Here is an 18,543-nt window from a genome sequence, read left to right on the forward strand (position 1 = left end):
CCTGCCCGCCCTCCTGTCTGCGGTGGGTGGCCCCTGGTCAGGCTGGGCTGGCCGCCCCACCTTGGAGTGCATGAGCCCGTTCGAGGACGAGCAGGACGTGCCGCCTGCCCTGCTGGAGGGCATCCGAGCCGCCGCGCTCCCAGTCACCGGACACCCCGCGGACCTGGAGCCGCTCATCGAGGCCATGGCGGATGCCCGCTTCGTCCTCCTCGGCGAGGCCACCCACGGCACCCACGAGTTCTACAAGGCTCGCGCCGCCATCACCCGCCGCCTCATCGCCCACCATGGCTTCACCGCCGTCGCCGTGGAGGCGGACTGGCCGGATGCCCTGCGCGTCAACGCCTTCGTCCAGGGCGACGGCCGCGACACGAGCGCCAATGGCGCCCTGGGGGACTTCCAGCGCTTTCCCCGGTGGATGTGGCGCAACCGGGAGATAGAAGAGCTGGTCACCTGGATGCGCGCCCACAACGCCTCCCTCCCCCGGGAGAAGCGCGCGGGCTTCTACGGGCTGGACCTCTACAGCCTCCATGCCTCCATGCGCGCCGTCGTGGCCTACTTGGAATCGGTGGACCCCGACGCCGCCCAGCGCGCCCGCGAGCGCTACGCCTGCATCGAGCACTTCGGTGAGGAGCCCCAGGTCTATGGCCGGGCCGCCGCCTACGGTGACTCGGACACCTGTGAGAAGGCGGTGCGCGCGCAGCTCGAGGAGCTGCAGCGGCGCCCGCCGCTGAAGGGCGCGGACGAGGACGCGCGCTTCTTCGCCGAGCAGAACGCCCGGCTCGCCGTCAACGCGGAGGCCTACTACCGCTCCATGTACGCCGGCAGGCACGAGAGCTGGAACCTGCGCGACACGCACATGGCGGACACCGTGGACGCGCTCGCCGCGCACCTGTCCCGCCAGGGCCGGCAGTCACGCATCATCATCTGGGCCCACAACTCGCACCTGGGTGATGCCCGCGCCACGCACCTGGGCGACCAGGGCGAGCTGAACCTGGGCCAGCTCATGCGCGAGCGCCACGGCGACACGGCCTACAACCTGGGCTTCACCACGTACACCGGCGTCGTCATCGCCGCGCACGAGTGGGACGAGCCCGGCCTGCGCCGCCGCATCCAGCCCGCCATGCCCGGCAGCTACGAGCACCTCTTCCACGAAGTGGGCCTGCCCGCCTTCCTCCTGCGGATGAAGGACCTGGGCGAGGCGGCCGGCGGCCTGCGCGAGCGCCGGCTGGAGCGCGCCATCGGCGTGGTGTACGCCCCACGCACCGAGCGCTGGAGCCACTACTTCCACGCGGACCTGGCGGAGCAGTTCGACGCAGTGCTGCACTACGACGAGACGCGCGCCCTGCGTCCCCTCGACGCCGACTCCGGCCACGAGGAGGAGGACGCGCCCGATACCTACCCGTTCGGCTTGTGAGGAGCGGGGTGGGAGCCACGACCCGGGTCCGACCCCATGGGCCGTGGCATCCCCACTCCATTCCTCTCCCGAGCGGGCTACTGCTTTGCCTTGCCGTCCTTCCCCGCCGCCTTCGTCTTCTCGAACGCCGCGATGCGCTTCACCACGTCGTCCATCAAGTCGTTGGGCACCGGCACGGACAGGTTGTACTGGGCAATCTTCCAGGCGTTGCCCTCCTTCACCAGCACGCCGCTGCCCCGGGAAGGCCCCAGGTTGGGCGTGTCCAGCGTCTCGTCGAACCAGGCCAGCGCGCCGTCCTTCGACAAGGTGATGTGGCGGGTGACGGCCTTGAAGCTCCACGCCTTGCCCTTGGCGAAGTACGGCTTGGACCAGGCGCGGAACTCGTCGCGCGTCCAGCGCTCGGTGGCGTCGGTGCCCATGAAGACGGCGTCGGCGGTGAAGTGGCCGAAGTAGCGCGGCTCGTCCGCCGCGGCGGCGGCCTTGTGCCAGTCATCCAGCACGGCGGCGACAGCGGCCTTCGGGTCGGCGGCGGTTCCACCCGCGGGGGCAGCGGCAAGCACCAGGAGCAACAGGGAGACGGTCGTCACGCGGAGAGACCTCGTCAGCAAGAGGGTTCGCGGTATGAAGCGGCACGGCCCGCCCCCCGTCAAGGCGGCGGTGCGAATCGAAAGGTGGGACTTGCATGGTCCTCGAGAGCTTCCTGGTGGGTGAGGGCAACGTGCCCACCGTGCTGCTGCACGGCTTCCTCGGCACGGGGCGCAACCTGCGCACCCTGGCGACGGCGTGGAGCGCGGCGGACCCGAGCCGCCGCTTCCTGCTGCCGGACCTCACCGGCCATGGCGCCTCGCCCGCGCTGCCGCCGGGCGCCGACCTCTACACCCTGGCTCGCGACGTGGTGGACACCGCGCGCGCGAAGGGCTTCACCGGGCCGTTCGACTGGGTGGGGCACTCGCTGGGCGGGCGGGTGTCGCTCGCCGGCAGCCTCCATGTCCCCGAGGCCGTGAAGAGCGTGACGCTGCTGGACATCACCCCGGGGCCGGTGCCGGGGGACTTGTCCGACAGCGGCAAGGTGCTGGGCATCCTGCTCCAGGCGCCGCCGCGCGCGGAGAGCCGCCGGGCCATGCGCGCGGAGCTCACCGGGCGGAAGCTGTCCGAGCACCTGTCGGACTGGCTGTTGATGAACCTCGTCACCGAGCCGGACGGCGTGCGCTGGCGGTTCGACCGGCAGGCGCTGGCGGAGCTGCACTCGCGCGTCAACGGCACGGACCTGTGGGCCGCGCTGGAGCGCAAGGACGCTCCGCCCATGCGCTGCATCCGGGGCGGGCGCAGCAAGTACGTGCCGGACTCGGACGCGGACCGCATGGTCGCCGCCGGGTGCCCCGTGGCCACGCTGCCGGACGCCGGCCACTTCGTCCACGTGGACGCGGCGCAGGCGCTGCTGGAGTGGCTGCTGCAGCGGGCGTAAGAGGCCGGAGGGCGCGGGCCGCGAAGGGCCTCGCGATGCACACAGCGCGACGGGACACGGGAGCAAGTCATGGGTGGAAAGAACAAGCCGCCCGCCCTCGGAGGGCTCGCCGCGGCCTTCCAGAAGGCGGGCCTCGCCTCGAAGGAACAGGCCGAGCGCATCGAGGCCGAGAAGCAGGCGCGAGACAGGCAGTCCCACCTCGCCTCGCAGGGCCTTGCCGCGCCTGGCGCCAAGAGCGGTGGCAGCTACCGGGAGCAGGTGGCCGCGATGAACGCCTGGTTCGCCGAGCTGCTGCGCCGAGAGCCGGACGCCGGTGCCCGTGTCTTCGGAGGGCGCACCGAAGCGGTATCCCTCGTGGGCAAGCAGGCGACGCTCCCGGAGCTCGAGGCCGCCGAGAAGGCGCTGGGCGTCAAGCTGCCTCCGTCCTTCGCGGAGTTCCTCCTGGAGCTCGGCTCGGTCTCCTTCCTCAATCCGTGGGACGACGCCACGACGGCCGTGGGACGGCTGGCCGCCGCGAGCGCCTCGCTCGAAGCGGAGGTGGCGCTGACGGCCGAGCGCTTCATCCGGGCCGTCGCCCAGGACGGCACCTCGCTCGACCCGGGCGCACCGCGACGGCTGCTGCACGTGGCCGACCACGAGAACGGCGAGGCGGTCTTCGCCCTCTGCGCCCGGCGGACTGCCGCGGGAGAGGCCCCCGTGTTCCTGCGCCGCCACGACGAGCCCGACGAGCTCTACGACGCCTCCTCCGACTTCCGGGAGTGGTTCCGCGAGCGCCTGGCCCGGCTCCAGGACGAGCTCCAACTGCGGCTCAAGAAGGGCGTGCCCCTCTGACGCTCAGATGCGCACGCCGAGCAGCAGCCCCGGCCACATCCGCGTCGCGTCCGGCTTGCTCCCCAGCTTCCACTGGGGGAACAAGGACAGGTCCTTCTGCTCGTCCTCGGGGGCGAGGTGGTAGAAGTTGAGGGTGACTCCCGCGATGAGGGCGAAGCGCCGCCTCAGCTCCCACCCCACCATGGCCCGCAGCCGGCTCAGGGAGCCTTCTTCCTCTGCAGCGAACAGCTGGGTGGCGACATCCACGTCCAGGTAGAACCGGTCATCTTCAGTCAGAGGGAAGTGCACGCCCAGCCCCGCCATCGTGAAGGTCTCCAGGGAGCCGTCCGACAGACGCAGTCCCTCGATGGCCAGCACATAGACGGAGCGACTGCCGTACTTGAGGCTCACGGAGAGCGGAGCGGTGTCGTCCGCGGACACCTCGAAGGCGAAGCGTCCCTTGCGCACGATGCTCAGGATGCCGATGGGCACCGAGACGTCATCCGCGATGTTGATGAGCCCCAGCTGCACGCCGCGCACGCGCGTGGCCACGTTGATGAGCCCCAGCTGCAGGCCCGACACGTCCCCGGAGATGTTGATGAGCCCCAGCTGTGTCCCGGCGAGCCGCTCCGACAGGTTGATTCCCGCGGCCAGCTGGAGGCCCGTCATTCCGGCGGCGGCGCGATTCGCCGTGCTGCTGAGCTGGACGCCCGTGAAGTCACCCTCCGCCATGTTGAAGACGGCGGACACCTGGGCCCCCGTTCCACCGCCGTAGGCCAGGTTGCCGCCGATGGCGCCCTGCAGTCCCAGCACCTCACCTCCGGCGACGTTGGCGATGCCCGACAGCTGCACGCCCTCCATCGTCCCGTCCACCCAGCCCACGCCGCCCGCCGCGCCCAGGCCCCGGAGCTGGAGCGAGCGCACCGCCAGCGCGCCCACCGCCACGTGGTTGAGGCCGCTGCCTCCCCAGAGCGCGGTGCTGGAGAGTGGCGGCACCAGCGAGAGGTTGAAGGGCACGGTGGGCGCATCCACGCTGGCGGCCTGGGCGTCCGTCACCTCGGCCATCGGCTCGGCGCCCTCGCCGCCTCGCGCCGCCGTGCGGGTGAGCGTCACCGGGACGAAGTGCTCCGCGCGCAGCTCCGCGCCGCCTTTGGCGGAGACGGCCAGCTCGGCCTCGAAGCGCTGCGTGGGGCGCTCCAGGACGAAGTGGTAGCGGCCCGCCTCCAGGCCCAGCGCGAGCCGCCGGCCTCCGGGCTTCTGGAGCTCCGCGACGAGCTGGTTGCCCCAGTCGCGCACGAAGAGGCGGCCCTGCACGTCCGCCGCCACGGTGAGGCGCGCGGTGCCCGCGCGCAGGTCCGTCAGCACCAGGTCTCCGCTGCCCGCGAGCTGGATGTCATAGGCCGCGTGCTGCGGCCCACCCTGGGAGCGCTCGGTGCGCGCGAGCGTCTCGTGGAAGGCGAACTGGTAGGCCTCGTTCAGCGTGACGCGCCCGTCGGCGCTGACGTCCGCCGCGCCCCTCAGGCCCGTGACGAGGAAGTGCGTGAAGAAGGACGCGCCGATGCTGTCCGACTCCTGCGCCACCTCGTCCGCGGAGCTGGACGCGAGGTAGGCGTGGCCGCGCACCTGTGACGCGGTGTCCGTGAGGAAGGCGGGCCGGCGCACGCCGCCCTTGTAGCGGGTGAGCGCGCCGGAGCCGCACGAGTCGAGGATGGCGATGCGCACGTCCACCGGCACCGCGCTCAAGCTCTTCCGGAGGTCGTCGTAGGAGAGACGCTCGCCTCGCGGCAGCAGCCCCTCTCCGTCCGAGTGGCCCGAGTAGTAGAGCACCAGCTCGCGCCGCACGCCCGACGTGGACGCGTCCTCGACGAGGAACTTCATCCGCTCCAGGGCCTTGAGCAGCGCGCTCCGGTCCGCCTCCAGCAGCAGCACCCGGTCCGCCACCGCCACGCCGCCGAGTTCTTCCAGCACGCGCGACATCGCCAGCGCGTCCGAGCCCGCGTAGCGCAGCCGCTCGCGCCCCGGGCCGCCCTCGCTGGAGCCGACGATGAGGGCGAAGCGGCGCAGCGTCGGCGCCGGTTCATCGGTAGGAGCTTGCACCTGCGCCGCAGGCGCGGCGGTGGGAGCGGAGACCGCCTCCGGCGTTCGAGGGGCCGTGGCCTCCGGCTTCGGCGCGGCGGAGCCGGGAGCCACTGCCTCCGGGGCGTACGGCCCCACCTGCCCTGGGTTCGGCCCGGAGGCGCGCGCGACGGCCGCCACCTTCGGTACTCCCGGGCTCGCGGCCTCCGCGCCCGGCACGCACCATGGCCCCAGCCAGACGGCGGCCAGCAGCAGGCCGGCCACACGTCCCCACTCCCCCGCTGTGGTGCGCATCATCATCCGCATCCTGCTCCGTACCGGCCCCGGCCCGACCTCACGTGAGCGCCGGATGCATACCGCGTTTGGCCGCCCCCTTGCGAGCCGCGCTCAGGGACTCCAGCGCGCCCGCCGCACCTGCCAGGAGCTGCCGCCCCGCCCGTCCCGCACCACGGCCCAGAACGTCACCTCCTGCGCCGTCGCGTCCTCGGGCGGCTCCCACTCCGTGCGGTGCTTGCCCAGCTGGCCGCCGAAGTCCGCGCCACCTGTCACCTGCCCGGCGAACTCGCCCAGCGTGGTGTGCCAGGAAATCTCCCAGGCCTCCTTCAGCGTCACCGCGTCCAGCCGCAGGCCCGGCACCACGTACGTCTCCTGGAGCGCCGTCACGTCGTCCACCGTCACCACGAAGGGGCCCTTGCCGCGCAGCTCCAGAACCTCGCCCTCCGGCCACGGCGCGTCGTCCACCCGGAGGCCCGGAATCTGCGGCTGCACGTTGGCCGTCATGCCCTCCACCACCGGGCACCAGAAGACCATCAGCTTCTGCGCGTAGACCTCCTCGTCGCCCGCCACCACGTGGAGCACCAGCGGCATGCGGATGCCACCCAGCCCCTTGTAGGGGTCCTTCTCCTGCACGCGCTCCAGCAGCAGCGTGTCCTCGGCCAGCGTCGCCGCGCCGGGGCGGATGGAGAGCGTCAGCTCTCCCTCGGTCGCCGTGCCCTCCGACAGCAGCACGCGGTTGGCCTCGTCCGAGCACGTGCTGTCGTCCGTGTCCGCACACGCCCACAGCTCGTACTGGATGGGGCGCCCGCCGCCCTTGGGGTCCACCAGCAGCGCGCGGTACGTCACCGGCGCCGCCAGGGCCTCCAGCGCCTCCGGCGTGCGCTCGCAGCTGGGCGCCATCAGCTCGGGGCTCTCCGTGGAGATGCCCAGCACCCGGAAGTCATACACCTTCGAAGGCTGGTCCTCGGGGTCGACACAGGCGACCACGCTCAGCGCCAGCAGGAGGCCGCCATACTTGAGCAGGGCCTTCATGTCAGAAGCTTCCTTTCACGCCCACCACGGGGAGGATGGGGATGCCCGGGATCTCGTACTCGTTGCGCTCCCGGTAATCGTTGAAGGTGAACTCGACGTTCTCGGCGTTGTAGAGGTTCTGCACGTCGAGATACGCCGTCAGCGTCCAGCTCTGGAACTGCCAGCTCTTGTCCACGCGCACGTCCAGCTGGTGGAAGCCCGCCGTCCGCGCGGACGCGTAGGGGCCCCAGGTGGGGTCGTAGCCGTTGCGGTCCGACTGGTACAAATCGTACCGGTGCAGCAGCGGCGTCGTCGGCCGGCCGGTGGTGTAGCGGAAGCGCCCGCCCAGCTCCCAGCCGTTGCCCAGCACGTAGCCGGTCACCAGCGTGAGGATGTGCGTCTGGTCCCACGGGCTGAGGCCGTACGTCTCATCGGTGTCGTTGAAGCCGCCGCCACCGCCGAAGCCGCCGTCCACCGCGGGCTTGCGCCCCGCTCGGCCGTCCTCGGCGTGGCTGAAGGTGTACGACAGCCAGCCGGAAATCTTGTCCGTCGCCGAGGCCCGGTTCTTCTTCACCATCAGCTCCACGCCATACGCGCGGCCGATGCCATCGTTGGAGTAGCGCTCCTGGTAGAAGCCCCCCTCCGTCCTCGTGACGACCTGCCCGGGGGCGACGACGTTCTTGAAGCGGCGGTTGAAGAAGCCCGTCACGTCCACGTTGAACACGTCGGTGAGGCGGTGCTCCACGCCGAGGCTCGTCTGGAAGGCGCGCTGGTACACCAGGTCCGGCGTGCCGTAGGGCTCCACGATGAAGCGGAACGTCTCCGGCGCCTGGCTGTAGAGGCCGAGCGAGCCCTTGAGGCTGGTGCGCTCGGTGGCCGTGAAGCGGACCCACAGGCGCGGGTCCAGCGCGAGGTTCTGCGTGTCACCCACCAGCTGGAGGTTGCCGCGCAGGCCCGGAGTGAAGGTGAACTTGCCCAGCTTCAGGTCCGCCTCCACGAAGAGCGCGCCGTCGAAGGAGCCGAGCCCCACCTTCTCCTTCACCAACTCGCCCACCGACTCGGCGCCCGGGAAGGGCACGTACTCGATGCCCTCGGGCGCGGGGAACTCCACGTCGTAGGTCTCCCGCTCGTAGACGAGGTCCAGGCCCGTGCGCACCGTGAGCGTGGGGGACAGCTCCAGGCCCAGCACCTCGCGCGCGCCCACGGAGTACTGCCGGCCGTCCTGCTTCGCGGTGCCGAACTCGAAGTTGGAGAAGTCCAGGCCCACGTACGGCGTGAAGACGGAGGTGAGGTTGCCCTTGCGGTACGTCCAGTCACCCTTCAGCCGGTGGAAGGTCGTCTGCGTGTCCAGCGAGATGTCCGTGTCCGCCTCGTCGCCAGACGTCACCACGCGGAGCTGGTCGTCGCTGCCGAAGGCCATGATGTAGCCGCTGCTGCGCGCGCCACCCGCCTGGGCCTGGGCCTCCTCCTCGGAGGCGGCCCCGCGCTTGGCGCCGAAGTCCACGCGCAGCTGGTAGTCCCAGTAGCGCGGCACCACGGAGAGCGTGCTGCCCTCCGTCTTGGGCAGGAACAGGGGCAGCAGCGTGTCGACGTACGAGCGGCGCGCGGCGGCGGCCACGCTGATGCCGTCGGTGATGGGCGACTCCAGGAAGAAGCCCGCGTCCAGCACGTCCACCTTCACCGAGCCGTGCAGCGTGTCCGCGGCGCCCTTGCGCGTGCCCACCTCGACGATGCCGCCCACCGCGCGGCCGTACTGGCTGCCGTAGCCACCCGGGTAGAAGTCGAGCTGGTCGATGAACTCGGAGTTCACCACCGAGGGGCCGCCGAGCAGGTGGAAGAGGATGGGGATGCGGACCCCGTCCATCATCGTCGCCGTCTGGCCCGGGTTGGAGCCGCGCACCAGCAGCTCGCCGGAGATGAAGGGCGCGCGCGCCACGCCGGGCAGCGCCTGGATGACGCGGATGGGGTCGCCGAAAGTCCCCGGCGTCTTCTGCGCCTCCTCGCGCGTTATCGTGCGGCGGACCACTTCCTTCTTCGGCCGCTCGGAGCGCACCACCGTCTCCAGCGCGCCGCCCGCGGGAGCGAGGTAGAAGTTCACCTCCGTCGTCTCGTTCTCCTTGAGCTGCTCCTTCGTCTGGTAGAGCTGGTGGCCGGACGCCACCACACGCACCGCGCACTCCCCCGGAGGAACCACGAGGGTGAAGCGGCCCTCCGCGTCGGACACCGCCTCGGGCGCCTCCGGGTCGTCACCGCAGCGCACGGTGGCGCCGGCCACGCGCGAGCGGCTGCCACGCGAGATGAGCTGGCCGGTGAGGGTGGCCTGCTTCGCCTCGACCTCGGCCTGGGCCTGCGCTTCGGGCTCGACGGGCGGAGCGGTGAGGGTGAAGTGGTAGACGTACTCCACCTGCACCGGCGCGGGCACGCCGTCCACCTCCGCCGGGGAGAACTTGAACTGGCGCACGGCGGCCTGCGCGGCCTCGTCGAAGCCGTGGCCCACGAGCTCCGTGGGCTGCACGTCCGACACCGTGCCGTCCTCGGCGATGGTGATGATGAGGCGCACGGAGGCGGTGAGGCCCTGCGTGAGCGCGTCAGGGGGATACTGCGCCTCCACCTGCTGCACCAGCTCCGGGGGCTTCGTAATCGTGGGTTGCGCCTGCGCGGGTGCGGCCTCCGCGGGAGGCGTGCTGGCCGGGGGCGCCTCCTGGGCGAGCGCGGGGGTCGCCAGCAGGAGCGAGGCCGCGGCGAGGGCGCTTCGGGTTTTCAATTTCGAGGACATGGCGGACGCGAGCATACGGGGTGTTGGGGTGTTCCACCTCCCAGCGGGGAGGGGGAGCGTCAATCGAGCAGGAACGTGTAGGAGTACTTCATCTCCGTAGAGACGGGCTCGCCGGCCTTGAGGGCGGGACGGAAGCGGAAGCGGAGGATGGCGTTGCGCGCCGCCTCGTTGAGGCCATGGCCGGGCCCATTGAGCACCCTGGCGGCCACCACCTTTCCCTCCAGGTCCACGGTGATGGACAGCGTCACCGTGCCCTCGATGCCCGCCCGGCGCGCCTCGTCCGGGTAGGGAATCTTCACCTCGTTGGCCAGCTCCGGCTCCCGGTCCACCTGGTAGATGGGCGTGTACTTCGGCGCGCTGTACGCCCTCACCTCCTGGGGCGCCTTCGCCTTGTCCGCCGTGCGGCCGTAGAGCGTGTTGCCCACCGGCGCCGCGAAGCTGCCCGCGCTGGTGGTGGAGGACATCGTCATGCCCACCACCAGTGGCGTCGGCTTCGCGGCCGGAGGGGGCGTCTCGTTGGGCGGAGGCGGCGCGTCCACCGGCGGAGGTGGTAGCGGCCTGGGCGCCTCGGCCACCTTGATGGGCGGAGGCTTCACGCGCACCTTGGGCGGCGGAGGTGGCTCGGGCTTCGGCTCCTCCACCACGGGCGGCGGCGGAGGCGGCTTCTGCACCTCCACCATGACGAGCTCCACTGGCCGCTGCACCGTGGGCCGCTGGGCGGGCCGCAGGTGCAGCATCGCCAGTCCCAGCCCGTGCAGCGTGAGCGAGCCGACCACGAAGCCCACCAGCAGCCCATTGCCACCGCGCCTGGGCGGCTCCCACGCCCTGTCGTCGAGCACCATCTCACTCATGGGTTCGCGTCAGCCCCGCGGCGCGGTGGGCGCGACGTCCTTTTCGATATTGAGGGCGAACTTCGCGATGCCCTGGCCCTTCACCACGTCGATGAGCTTCATGACGCGGCCGTAGGGAATGGACTGGTCGGCGCTGATGATGGCGCGGGTGTCCTTGTCCTTGGCCACCTGCTCGGCGACCTTCGCGGACAGCTCCGCCTCGCTCAGCTCGGTGCCGTCGAAGAAGAGCTTGCCGTCCTTGTCGAGCACCACGTTGACCAGGCCCTGCACGGTTTCGCCCCCGTTGGCGGCGCGAGGCAGGTCCACCTCCACCGTCTCGCGGACGATGAAGTTGGCGGTCACCATGAAGATGATGAGCAGCACCAGCACGATGTCCACCAGCGGGGTGACGTTGATGCCGGTGATTTCCTCTTCGTTGTCCTGCGCGCTACCGGCCATGGTTCGGCACCTCGGCACGCAGGCTGCCCACGAGCGCGTGGCCCAGCGCGTTGGCGCGGCTGGTGAGCGTCTTGAGCTGGCGGTTGAAGATGTTGAAGGCCACCACCGCCGGAATCGCGACGGCGAGGCCCACGGCCGTGGCCACCAGCGCCTCGGAGATGCCGGCCATGACGGTCTGCTGCATCGCCGCGCCCTTGGCGCCCATCTTCCCCAGGTCGTTGAAGGCCTTGATGATGCCGAGCACCGTGCCGAACAGGCCGATGAACGGGGCGTTGTTGCCCAGCGTGCCCAGGAACGACAGGAAGCGCTCGTACTGCGGACGCTCGCGCGCCATGGTGGAGGCAATCACCTGCTCCACCGAGTCGGCGCCCTGGGAGGACGAGGCGAGGGCCTCGCGGATTACGGCGGCCTCCATGCCCTTGCGGCCCTGGATGGCCACCCGCACCGCCTCCAGCTCACCGCGTGCCAGCCGTACCGCGAGCCCCTCCGAGTCCGGCAGCCGGTTGCGGGCGAAGTACACCGTCCGCTCCAGCATGATGGCGATGGAGAGCACCGACAGGCACACCAGCACCCACAGCACCCACTCGGCGGAGGTGAGCGTCACCCCGAGCAGCTTGCTGCTGAGCCAACCCAGACCCTCGGTGTGCGCCTGGGCGAAGACAGCGATGGACGACATGGTTTTCTTCCCCTCTGGAAACTCGTTGGCGCGAAGGGAACACCGCCGCCCATTTGATGTGTCACCCGAAAAGCACTCAGCCCTTCTTTCCGCCCTTCGGCTCCGCGGCCTGGATGAGCTCCAGGTGCCGCTGGTCCTCGGGCGTGAGACGTGCGTCGGTGTAGGCGGGGTCGGGCTGGTACCAGGACTCCTGGGTGAAGAAGTCCTGGAGGTCCTTCGCCTGGAAGACGCGGCCGTGGCGGGCGTACACGGCGTTGCGCAAGAGGCGCAGCTGCGCGGGGGTCAGCAGCGCCAGCGCCTCCTTCGGCAGCGTCCCCTGGAGTGAGCGGATGGCGGCGCCCATCACCAGGCGCTGGCCGTAGGGACACGCCAGGCGCTTGCGCGCGTCCGCGAGCTTCACTCCCGGCGGCAGTGGCCAGAGCTGCTCCAACGTCACGTCCTCCAGGGCCAGCTCGGAGATGACGGGGTACTGCTCGCAGTACTGATAGAGCGCGCGGGTGAAGGCGGCCGCGTCCCCATCCGCCGCCGACACCAGCGTGTCCCAGAGGGGCGCGCGACCCGCCGACGCCATGACGGGGCGGACCTTCGCCCGCACCCCGGCGTCCCGGTAGGACTGCGAGGCGAGCAATAGATTCACCGCTCCCCTGGCCAGTGCCTTGTCGTTCGCCGCGGCCACCAGCCCGTCCACGCCGAGCCGGAAGGACTCGGCCGTCTGGTCTCCCTGCTTCACGTTCTTGAAGGAGAGCCCGCGCAGGCAGCTCAGCGCGTCCTCGCGGCTGGGGCGGCCCTCCTCGCACCGTGCCACCTCCTCGGGTGTGGCCGTACCCAGGAGGACTCGTGGGTAGAGGTCGTTGTCGCAGAGACAACCTCCCGCTTCGACACGCGGGGCCGCGAGCAGGAGTGCGAGCACGGCGAGACAGCCGAGGGGACCGGTGGGCGATTTCATGTCGCGCGAACGATAGCCTACGCTCCCCGCAGGAGACTTCCCCCTTGTCCTTCCTGCTCTACCCCTCACGGGAGCGCACCCTCTTCCACGACGGTGCGCCGCTGCTGTGGCAGCTCGGCCCCTATGTGGGGCTCTTCCAGCGGCCGGAGCTCGGGACGACGGGGGCCCTGCTCGCGCGGCGCGTGGACCCGGACGGCACCGAGCACGACAACGTCCTCATCCACCAGCTCCCCACCGGCTCGACGGCCAGTGAGAGCGCGGCCACCGTCTTCCAGGAGGAGTGGCGGCTGGCCACGCTCCTGTCACATCCCCACATCCTCCGCACGCTGGACACGTGGCTGGACGTACCGCCGGAGCCCGCGCGGGGAGCGCCCCGGCCCCTCTTCTTCCAGCTGGTCACCGAGTACGTCCCGGGCGAGACGCTCTCCACCGTGCTCGCCATGCTGGAGGCGAAGGGCGCGCGCATGCCCGTGCCCGTGGCGCTGTCCGTGGCCGCGCGCGTGGCGCAGGGGCTGCACGCCGCGCACGAGGCCCGCGACGCGGAGGGACGGCAGCTGGAGGTGCTGCACCGGGACGTCGCCCCCGCCCACGTGCTGCTGACGTACGACGGCGACGTGAAGCTGTCCGGCTTCGGCATCGCCTCCACCGCCGTGCGGCTGATGCACGGCCCCATCTTCAAGCACGTGGGCTCGCAGCCGCCGGAGACCCAGCGCAAGGGCCGCGTGCTGGGAGACCGGCGCGTGGACGTCTACGCGCTGGGGGTGACGCTCTACGAGGCACTCACCGGCGTGGACCCGTTCCGCCGCCCGCTGGACTTCGACTCGCTGAAGGCCGCGCAGACCGGGGACGCGCCGCCGCCGAGCCGCCACCGGCCGGACCTGCCCGCCACCGTGGACTCGGTGGTGATGCGCGCCATGGCGCCCCGGCCCGAGGACCGCTACCCCACCGCCGCCGACTTCGCGCACGCCATGGAGGCACTGCGCTCCGCCTTCGGTCCGGGAGACGAGCGCGAGGAGCTGGCCGCGCTGCTGCGAGAGCTCTCTGGTGACGAGCGCATCCGCGCGCGGACGCACGTGCCCTCGCTGCCGGAGCTGCGGGCCCGGGCCGCCGCAGCCGCCGCGCTGGACGCGCTTCCGCCCGCGTCCGAGCAGGAGCCCGAGGCCGGGGCGACCTCTGCGAAGCCGACGCCGGGGACGCGATTCATCCCGCACTCGCGGCTGCTGCTGCTCTGCGCGGGCGCCGTGCTGTTCCTCGTATCCGCCGTGGTGGCGCGCGTGGCGAAGTCGCGCGAGTCCTTCGTGGAGGAGGTCGCGCAGGTGGCCCGGAGCGGGCAGGCGCGCGCCGCCTCGTGCCTGTCGGGGGGCGCGCGCGAGCGGGTGCCCGTGCAGCTCGTCCTCGACGGACAGGGGCGGGCGGAGGCGAAGGTGGCAGGCCCGCTGGCCGGCACGGTGACGGCCCGCTGCATCGAGGAGGCACTGGCGACGCTGCCCTACCCTCGCAAGCGCGGGCTGCTGCCCGTCACGGTGGAGGTGGCGACCGGCGGGCCGTGAGGCTCACGCCAGGCGCTCTCCCCGGCCGAAGGTTCCCGCGCCGAAGTAGGTGCCCACCAGGGAGCCCGACGTCCCCTCGTCCCTCCTCGCCACGGCGGGCGCCTTGGCTCCCGTGACGGCCTCCACCGCCTTCTTGAAGATGAGCGGCAGGGCCGCGCCGGTGATGAGGTACTGGCGCGCGGGGATGTCTCCCTCCCCCGCGAACCACAGGTACACGGCCACGCCCGCGCCGATAATCATCAGGCCGGTGACAATCCAGTAGGGCACGGACTTGATGAGCCGCTTGTAGCGCTCGGTCGCCAGGTGCTCTCGCAGGCTGTACCAGTGCAGCAGTTCCTGGAGCGCGCTGCCCAGCGCTCCGATGAGGATGATTTCCACGGCGCTCATGAAGGTCTCCCGGTCTCCAGGTGGCTGGAGCGGGCCGCCCGCGGATGTGACGCGGGCGCTGTCAGGACGGGGGAGCGAGCAGGCCAGGGCTCAGGTGCCGCTGGAGGGCGTGCCCTGCTTCTCCACCCGGGTGAGCAGGCCGGTGAGCCCCTCGAAGGTGGCGTTGCCCACCTGGTGCAGGCCGAAGCCCCAGAGGAAGGCCGTCATCCCCGCGCCGAAGCCGCCCCACGTCGGTGAGAAGACGTTGAGGAGCTGGAGGCCCAGCGCCACCGCGACGCTGGTGAGCAGCAGCAGCATGACCAGCTCCACCAGCCACATGTGGCGCGCGGCCGGCAGCGGCATCCCCTCCAGCTCGCCCAGCACGGGCGCCGCCAGGGGTGAGTCCGGGAGCGAGGGGATGCTGCCGCCCGTGGGGGTGCTGGGCGCGGGCTCCGCCGGTACCCTGATGCCTTCCGTGTGCTGGGCGAGGAACTCCATCGTGGCGGCGGCGGTCTGCGGCTGGCTCGGGTAGCTCTGGAGGGCCGCTCGCGCCCGCTCGTACCGTCGCGTCACCTCGGCAAGGGACTCGACTTCCAGCGCCGCCAGCGCGTCGTCCAGCAGGGAGCGGATGGCGTCCAGCTCCTTGAGCTGGTGCGGCTGCGGCGTCCCGGTCCGCGCGGTCTGCACCTCGGTCCGCAGTTGGAGGAGGCGCTGGCGCAGCCAGGCCGTCTGGCTCCGCTCGAGCGCATCCCGTGCCTCGCCGTACTTCCTCGCCGCCTCGTGCGGAGCCTCCGCCCCGAGCGCCTCCAGCGCCTCGCCCAGCTTCGCGTCGACGCCGTCCAGCGCGGTGCGCTGCTCGTCCGTGGTGGCCGCCTTGCGCTCCGCCTGCACCTCGGTGCGCAGCTCCTTGATGAGCCGGCGCACGTAGATGGCGTGAGCGCCCTGGTACAGGCGGAAGGCCTCGTCCACGCTGGTGCCCGCGCGCGCCCGGGCCTGGCGCAGCCGCTCCTTGAGGTCCGTGGTGAGCTCCTTCCACTCGTCCGTGGAGAAGCCGCGAGGCCGTGGGCCCGCGATGGCCGTGGCCAGCTCCTCGCACAGGATGTCGAAGTAGGAGCTCCGGGCCACGTCCACCTGGCCGCGCGCCGTCGCCACGTCCTGCTGCGCGAGCCCGTCGAGGAAGCCCTGGAGCAGGGGCAGCAGCTCGTGCTTGAGGCGGAAGCCCAGGGCGTCATCCTCACCGCGCTGCTTCGCCAGCGCGCGCGCCTGCGCCTGGATGTCCTGGAGCCGCGCCTTCAGCCCGGCCCGCGCCAGCCCGACGACGTCCAGCTCGCGCACCGCCTTGAGCCGCTCGTCGAGCTGCTCCGTTGGAGTGGCCTCGCTGCGCAGGGCCTTGTCCACCTCGGCGAGCAGCCGGGTGGCCTCCTCCGACTGCACATCCTTCGGCAGCGCCTGGAACTTCCGGTGGACGTCGCACCACGCCTCGTAGAGCCGCAGCCGCGGCTCCACCGCCGCCAGCTCCGCGTCTCCCACGCGAATGCCGCGCACCGGCCTGCGAATCTCCGACACCAGCGTGTCAATCTGCCGGCGCACCACGAGGCCCAGCTCCTTCGCCTCCGCGCCCTTGCCCGCCATGAGCGCCTGGGCCCGCTCACGCAGGGCCAGCGCCCGATGCAGCCGCTGCGCCCGGGGACGGATGCGCTGCGTGTACAGCCGCACCGCGTACGACGACAGCGCCCCCATGGCGATGAGCATCGCGCCCCACAGCCACGGCGTGCGCACCCAGACGGTGAAGGCCTGCTCCACCGGGGCCCCCGAGGGCACCGCCAGCCGCACCGTGCCGGTGTACTCGCCCGGCCCGTCCAGCCCCCGCAGCCGCAGCACCACCGCGCCGCTGCCATGGGCCTCCACCGGGATGCCCCCGTCGAGCGTAATCGCCTCCAGGCTGCCGCCGCCCGGTAGCGCGCGCTCCAGCTCGAAGTGCGCGCCCTCGTACTGGGGCTGGATGAGGGCCGCCCCCAGGTCCGGCGCCTTGCGCTGGAGCTGGAGCAGCTGGGGCGCGGACAGCCGGCCGCCCACGCCCGCCGTCTCCTTGAAGGGCAGCCTCACGGTGGCGTCCACGGGACTCCAGCCCCAGCCCGACGAGGCCACCGCCGGGGACGTGGCGACGAACTGCACCGCGGGCACCGCCTGCACGCGCGTGACGGTGAGGGACACCGTCTCCCGCCCGCCCGCGTGCACCAGCACCACCAGCCCCGTGTAGTCCCCGGCCGCCGGCAGCTTCCCGGACACCTCGAGGTGCAGCGGCTGGCGCGTGGAGATGGGCGCGGTGGCACCGCCTTCGGTCGTCCCTCGCAGCGTCGTCACCAGCGGCACCTGCACGCCGTCCTGGGACTGGAGCGGGTCCACCAGCACCGTCACCCCGCCGGGCAGCGCGTCCTCCACGCCACCGTCCGGCCCGGCCCCGGGCAGCAGGTCCACGCGCAGCTCGCGCTGGAAGTCCTCCGACGGCGTGCGCAGCTTCACCTCGTTGCTGGCGGTGGCGCCGGCCACGCGCAGCCGAGGCTGGGCCCGGGCGGCCTCCCACGGCGCGGTGAGCAGCACGGCCAGGGCCAGGCTCGCGAGGCCCGCGCCACGACGAAGGACGGCGGAACGGGAGGAAGCGGGGTTCATCCACCGACGATAACAGGCACGCCCCACGGCTCCAGTTAGCGCCTCACGTCCAGCCCAGCAGGGCCAGCATCTGCCGGGACAGGCTGGCGCGGATGGTGTCGGTGGGGATGCCCTCGTTGTGGCCCCGCGAGGACGGCATGCGCGGGCCGCCGCTGTGGTGCAGCGCGGCCAGCCGCAGGTCCTGGGTGAAGCAGGGCGCGCCGGAGGAGCCCGGCCCCGTGCAGGCCCGGTACGTCACGCGCGTGCGCGCCGGGTTGACGCCCAGGAACTCGTCGAGCGCGACGCTCATGGGCCGGCCCTCCGGGTGCTGGACGATGAGCACGAGGCTGCCGGGCGAGAAGGGCGCGTGCGTCTCGGGCAGCTCCAGCCAGCCTCGGGGCTCGCCGTCCACCAGGGCCTCGCCAGGCGCCGCTTCCACCTGGAGGAAGGCGTAGTCCAGCTCGTTCACGTTGGCGTCGCGCGGCCGGGGGTGCATCAGGTCCGCGGGGCTGTAGGGGCTGTGCGCCAGACATTTCGTCACCCGGTACACCGTGCCCGGCTGGAGCAGCGTCCGGTCCGGCAGCACCTTGTGGTCGAAGCGCACGCGCAGCGACTCCAGCAGCTTGTTCTCGATGACGTGGAAGTTGGTGAGGACGACATTCGGGGCGACGAGGAAGCCGGTGCCCAGGGACGCGCCCACCTGGGGCTCCACGCGGCACACCTGTCGTTCGATGGACGCCAGGCGCCTGCGCCACGCGTCCGGCCCGCCGCCGTCGTCCCGCTTCGGGCCGAAGATGCGCTCCAGGCTGCCGCGCGGGATGCTGCGCTGGACGGACGCGAGGTACGCCAGCACGAAGCGGTGCAGCCGGGGGTGGCGGGGCAGGGCCTCATGGGCGCCCTTCACCAGCTCGCGAATCCACCCCTCCGCCTCGGCCCGGCGGACGAGGGCGAAGACGCGCTCGCGGGCCGTGCCGGAGGGAACCAGCGGCTCCAGCTCGCGTTGACGGGTGGACACCACCACCCGGCGCAGGTCCTCGGCCGAGGGGAAGGCGCTGGTCAGCACCTTCAGCAGCTCGTCTCTCTCCGCGCCGTCGAGCTCCATGGTGTCACCCGCAATGAAGCCACCCACGAGACGGGCCGGCCTCGCGACGCACGCCAAAACCTCCCGCGTCCGGCGGGGGATTCCCATCGGACCCCGGGGCCTGCCCTCGATTCACGAACCCGGACGACGCCGAATGG

General features: G+C 71.9%; 15 protein-coding genes. 4 read left to right on the forward strand and 11 right to left on the reverse strand.

Annotation, left to right across the window (positions count from 1 at the left end; translation table 11 throughout):
- Positions 1-70 precede the first annotated feature (70 nt).
- Positions 71-1,414 (forward strand): erythromycin esterase family protein, encoded by a 1,344-nt coding sequence (locus tag LXT23_RS01440; RefSeq protein ID WP_253978232.1) that lies wholly within the window; start codon positions 71-73, stop codon positions 1,412-1,414.
- Between the two features lie 77 nt (positions 1,415-1,491).
- On the opposite strand, the gene LXT23_RS01445 is transcribed toward LXT23_RS01440, so the two are convergent.
- Positions 1,492-2,001, reverse strand: coding sequence for a nuclear transport factor 2 family protein (locus LXT23_RS01445; RefSeq protein ID WP_253978233.1), 510 nt, complete (start codon positions 1,999-2,001; stop codon positions 1,492-1,494).
- A 95-nt stretch (positions 2,002-2,096) separates the two neighbouring features.
- On the opposite strand from LXT23_RS01445, the gene LXT23_RS01450 reads away from it, so the two are divergent.
- Entirely contained in the window at positions 2,097-2,879 is a 783-nt protein-coding gene (locus LXT23_RS01450; protein WP_253978234.1) for an alpha/beta fold hydrolase, read from the forward strand.
- Positions 2,880-2,948: 69 nt separating this feature from the next.
- Positions 2,949-3,710 carry an SMI1/KNR4 family protein gene (locus LXT23_RS01455; protein ID WP_253978235.1) on the forward strand — a complete coding sequence of 254 codons (762 nt, stop codon included), beginning with the start codon at positions 2,949-2,951 and terminating at the stop codon, positions 3,708-3,710.
- A gap of 3 nt (positions 3,711-3,713) precedes the next feature.
- Here LXT23_RS01455 and LXT23_RS01460 read toward each other — a convergent pair whose 3' ends face one another.
- The 7 genes from LXT23_RS01460 to LXT23_RS01490 all read right to left on the reverse strand — a co-directional run bounded on the left by LXT23_RS01460 (position 3,714) and on the right by LXT23_RS01490 (position 12,739).
- Entirely contained in the window at positions 3,714-6,065 is a 2,352-nt protein-coding gene (locus tag LXT23_RS01460) for a caspase family protein (protein ID WP_253978236.1), read from the reverse strand.
- Positions 6,066-6,152: 87 nt separating this feature from the next.
- Positions 6,153-7,073 carry a hypothetical protein gene (locus tag LXT23_RS01465; RefSeq protein WP_253978237.1) on the reverse strand — a complete coding sequence of 307 codons (921 nt, stop codon included), beginning with the start codon at positions 7,071-7,073 and terminating at the stop codon, positions 6,153-6,155.
- Position 7,074: 1 nt separating this feature from the next.
- Positions 7,075-9,843: a TonB family protein gene (locus tag LXT23_RS01470; RefSeq protein WP_253978238.1), complete on the reverse strand. Its 2,769-nt coding sequence runs from the start codon at positions 9,841-9,843 to the stop codon at positions 7,075-7,077.
- A 44-nt stretch (positions 9,844-9,887) separates the two neighbouring features.
- On the reverse strand, positions 9,888-10,679 hold the full coding sequence (locus LXT23_RS01475; RefSeq protein ID WP_253978239.1) for an energy transducer TonB: 792 nt from the start codon (positions 10,677-10,679) through the stop codon (positions 9,888-9,890).
- A 9-nt stretch (positions 10,680-10,688) separates the two neighbouring features.
- Positions 10,689-11,117, reverse strand: a complete 429-nt coding sequence (locus LXT23_RS01480) for an ExbD/TolR family protein (RefSeq protein WP_253978240.1) — start codon at positions 11,115-11,117, stop codon at positions 10,689-10,691.
- Positions 11,107-11,793, reverse strand: a complete 687-nt coding sequence (locus LXT23_RS01485; RefSeq protein WP_253978241.1) for a MotA/TolQ/ExbB proton channel family protein — start codon at positions 11,791-11,793, stop codon at positions 11,107-11,109. The genes LXT23_RS01480 and LXT23_RS01485 overlap by 11 nt, the downstream gene beginning before the upstream one ends.
- A gap of 76 nt (positions 11,794-11,869) precedes the next feature.
- Positions 11,870-12,739 carry a YARHG domain-containing protein gene (locus tag LXT23_RS01490; protein ID WP_253978242.1) on the reverse strand — a complete coding sequence of 290 codons (870 nt, stop codon included), beginning with the start codon at positions 12,737-12,739 and terminating at the stop codon, positions 11,870-11,872.
- A 44-nt stretch (positions 12,740-12,783) separates the two neighbouring features.
- On the opposite strand from LXT23_RS01490, the gene LXT23_RS01495 reads away from it, so the two are divergent.
- Entirely contained in the window at positions 12,784-14,289 is a 1,506-nt protein-coding gene (locus LXT23_RS01495) for a serine/threonine-protein kinase (RefSeq protein ID WP_253978243.1), read from the forward strand.
- Positions 14,290-14,292: 3 nt separating this feature from the next.
- On the opposite strand, the gene LXT23_RS01500 is transcribed toward LXT23_RS01495, so the two are convergent.
- The 3 genes from LXT23_RS01500 to LXT23_RS01510 all read right to left on the reverse strand — a co-directional run bounded on the left by LXT23_RS01500 (position 14,293) and on the right by LXT23_RS01510 (position 18,433).
- The gene (locus LXT23_RS01500) at positions 14,293-14,676 is read right to left on the reverse strand and encodes a hypothetical protein (protein WP_253978244.1); all 384 of its coding nucleotides are present in this window, start codon (positions 14,674-14,676) and stop codon (positions 14,293-14,295) included.
- 90 nt (positions 14,677-14,766) lie between these two features.
- Positions 14,767-17,325: an AAA family ATPase gene (locus LXT23_RS01505; RefSeq protein ID WP_253978245.1), complete on the reverse strand. Its 2,559-nt coding sequence runs from the start codon at positions 17,323-17,325 to the stop codon at positions 14,767-14,769.
- Between the two features lie 43 nt (positions 17,326-17,368).
- Positions 17,369-18,433 (reverse strand): trypsin-like peptidase domain-containing protein, encoded by a 1,065-nt coding sequence (locus LXT23_RS01510; protein ID WP_253978246.1) that lies wholly within the window; start codon positions 18,431-18,433, stop codon positions 17,369-17,371.
- Positions 18,434-18,543 lie beyond the last annotated feature (110 nt).

The sequence above is a fragment of the Pyxidicoccus xibeiensis genome (assembly GCF_024198175.1).
GTDB classification, from domain to species: domain Bacteria; phylum Myxococcota; class Myxococcia; order Myxococcales; family Myxococcaceae; genus Myxococcus; species Myxococcus xibeiensis.

Excerpts from the sequence above, each read along its gene's own strand:
- LXT23_RS01450 (WP_253978234.1), top strand. The coding sequence starts at position 2,097 with ATGGTCCTCGAGAGCTTCCTGGTGGGTGAGGGCAACGTGCCCACCGTG.
- LXT23_RS01465 (WP_253978237.1), bottom strand. The coding sequence starts at position 7,073 with ATGAAGGCCCTGCTCAAGTATGGCGGCCTCCTGCTGGCGCTGAGCGTG.
- LXT23_RS01470 (WP_253978238.1), bottom strand. The coding sequence starts at position 9,843 with ATGCTCGCGTCCGCCATGTCCTCGAAATTGAAAACCCGAAGCGCCCTC.
- LXT23_RS01485 (WP_253978241.1), bottom strand. The coding sequence starts at position 11,793 with ATGTCGTCCATCGCTGTCTTCGCCCAGGCGCACACCGAGGGTCTGGGT.
- LXT23_RS01480 (WP_253978240.1), bottom strand. The coding sequence starts at position 11,117 with ATGGCCGGTAGCGCGCAGGACAACGAAGAGGAAATCACCGGCATCAAC.
- LXT23_RS01500 (WP_253978244.1), bottom strand. The coding sequence starts at position 14,676 with ATGAGCGCCGTGGAAATCATCCTCATCGGAGCGCTGGGCAGCGCGCTC.
- LXT23_RS01490 (WP_253978242.1), bottom strand. The coding sequence starts at position 12,739 with ATGAAATCGCCCACCGGTCCCCTCGGCTGTCTCGCCGTGCTCGCACTC.
- LXT23_RS01455 (WP_253978235.1), top strand. The coding sequence starts at position 2,949 with ATGGGTGGAAAGAACAAGCCGCCCGCCCTCGGAGGGCTCGCCGCGGCC.
- LXT23_RS01440 (WP_253978232.1), top strand. The coding sequence starts at position 71 with ATGAGCCCGTTCGAGGACGAGCAGGACGTGCCGCCTGCCCTGCTGGAG.
- LXT23_RS01505 (WP_253978245.1), bottom strand. The coding sequence starts at position 17,325 with ATGAACCCCGCTTCCTCCCGTTCCGCCGTCCTTCGTCGTGGCGCGGGC.
- LXT23_RS01460 (WP_253978236.1), bottom strand. The coding sequence starts at position 6,065 with ATGATGATGCGCACCACAGCGGGGGAGTGGGGACGTGTGGCCGGCCTG.
- LXT23_RS01475 (WP_253978239.1), bottom strand. The coding sequence starts at position 10,679 with ATGAGTGAGATGGTGCTCGACGACAGGGCGTGGGAGCCGCCCAGGCGC.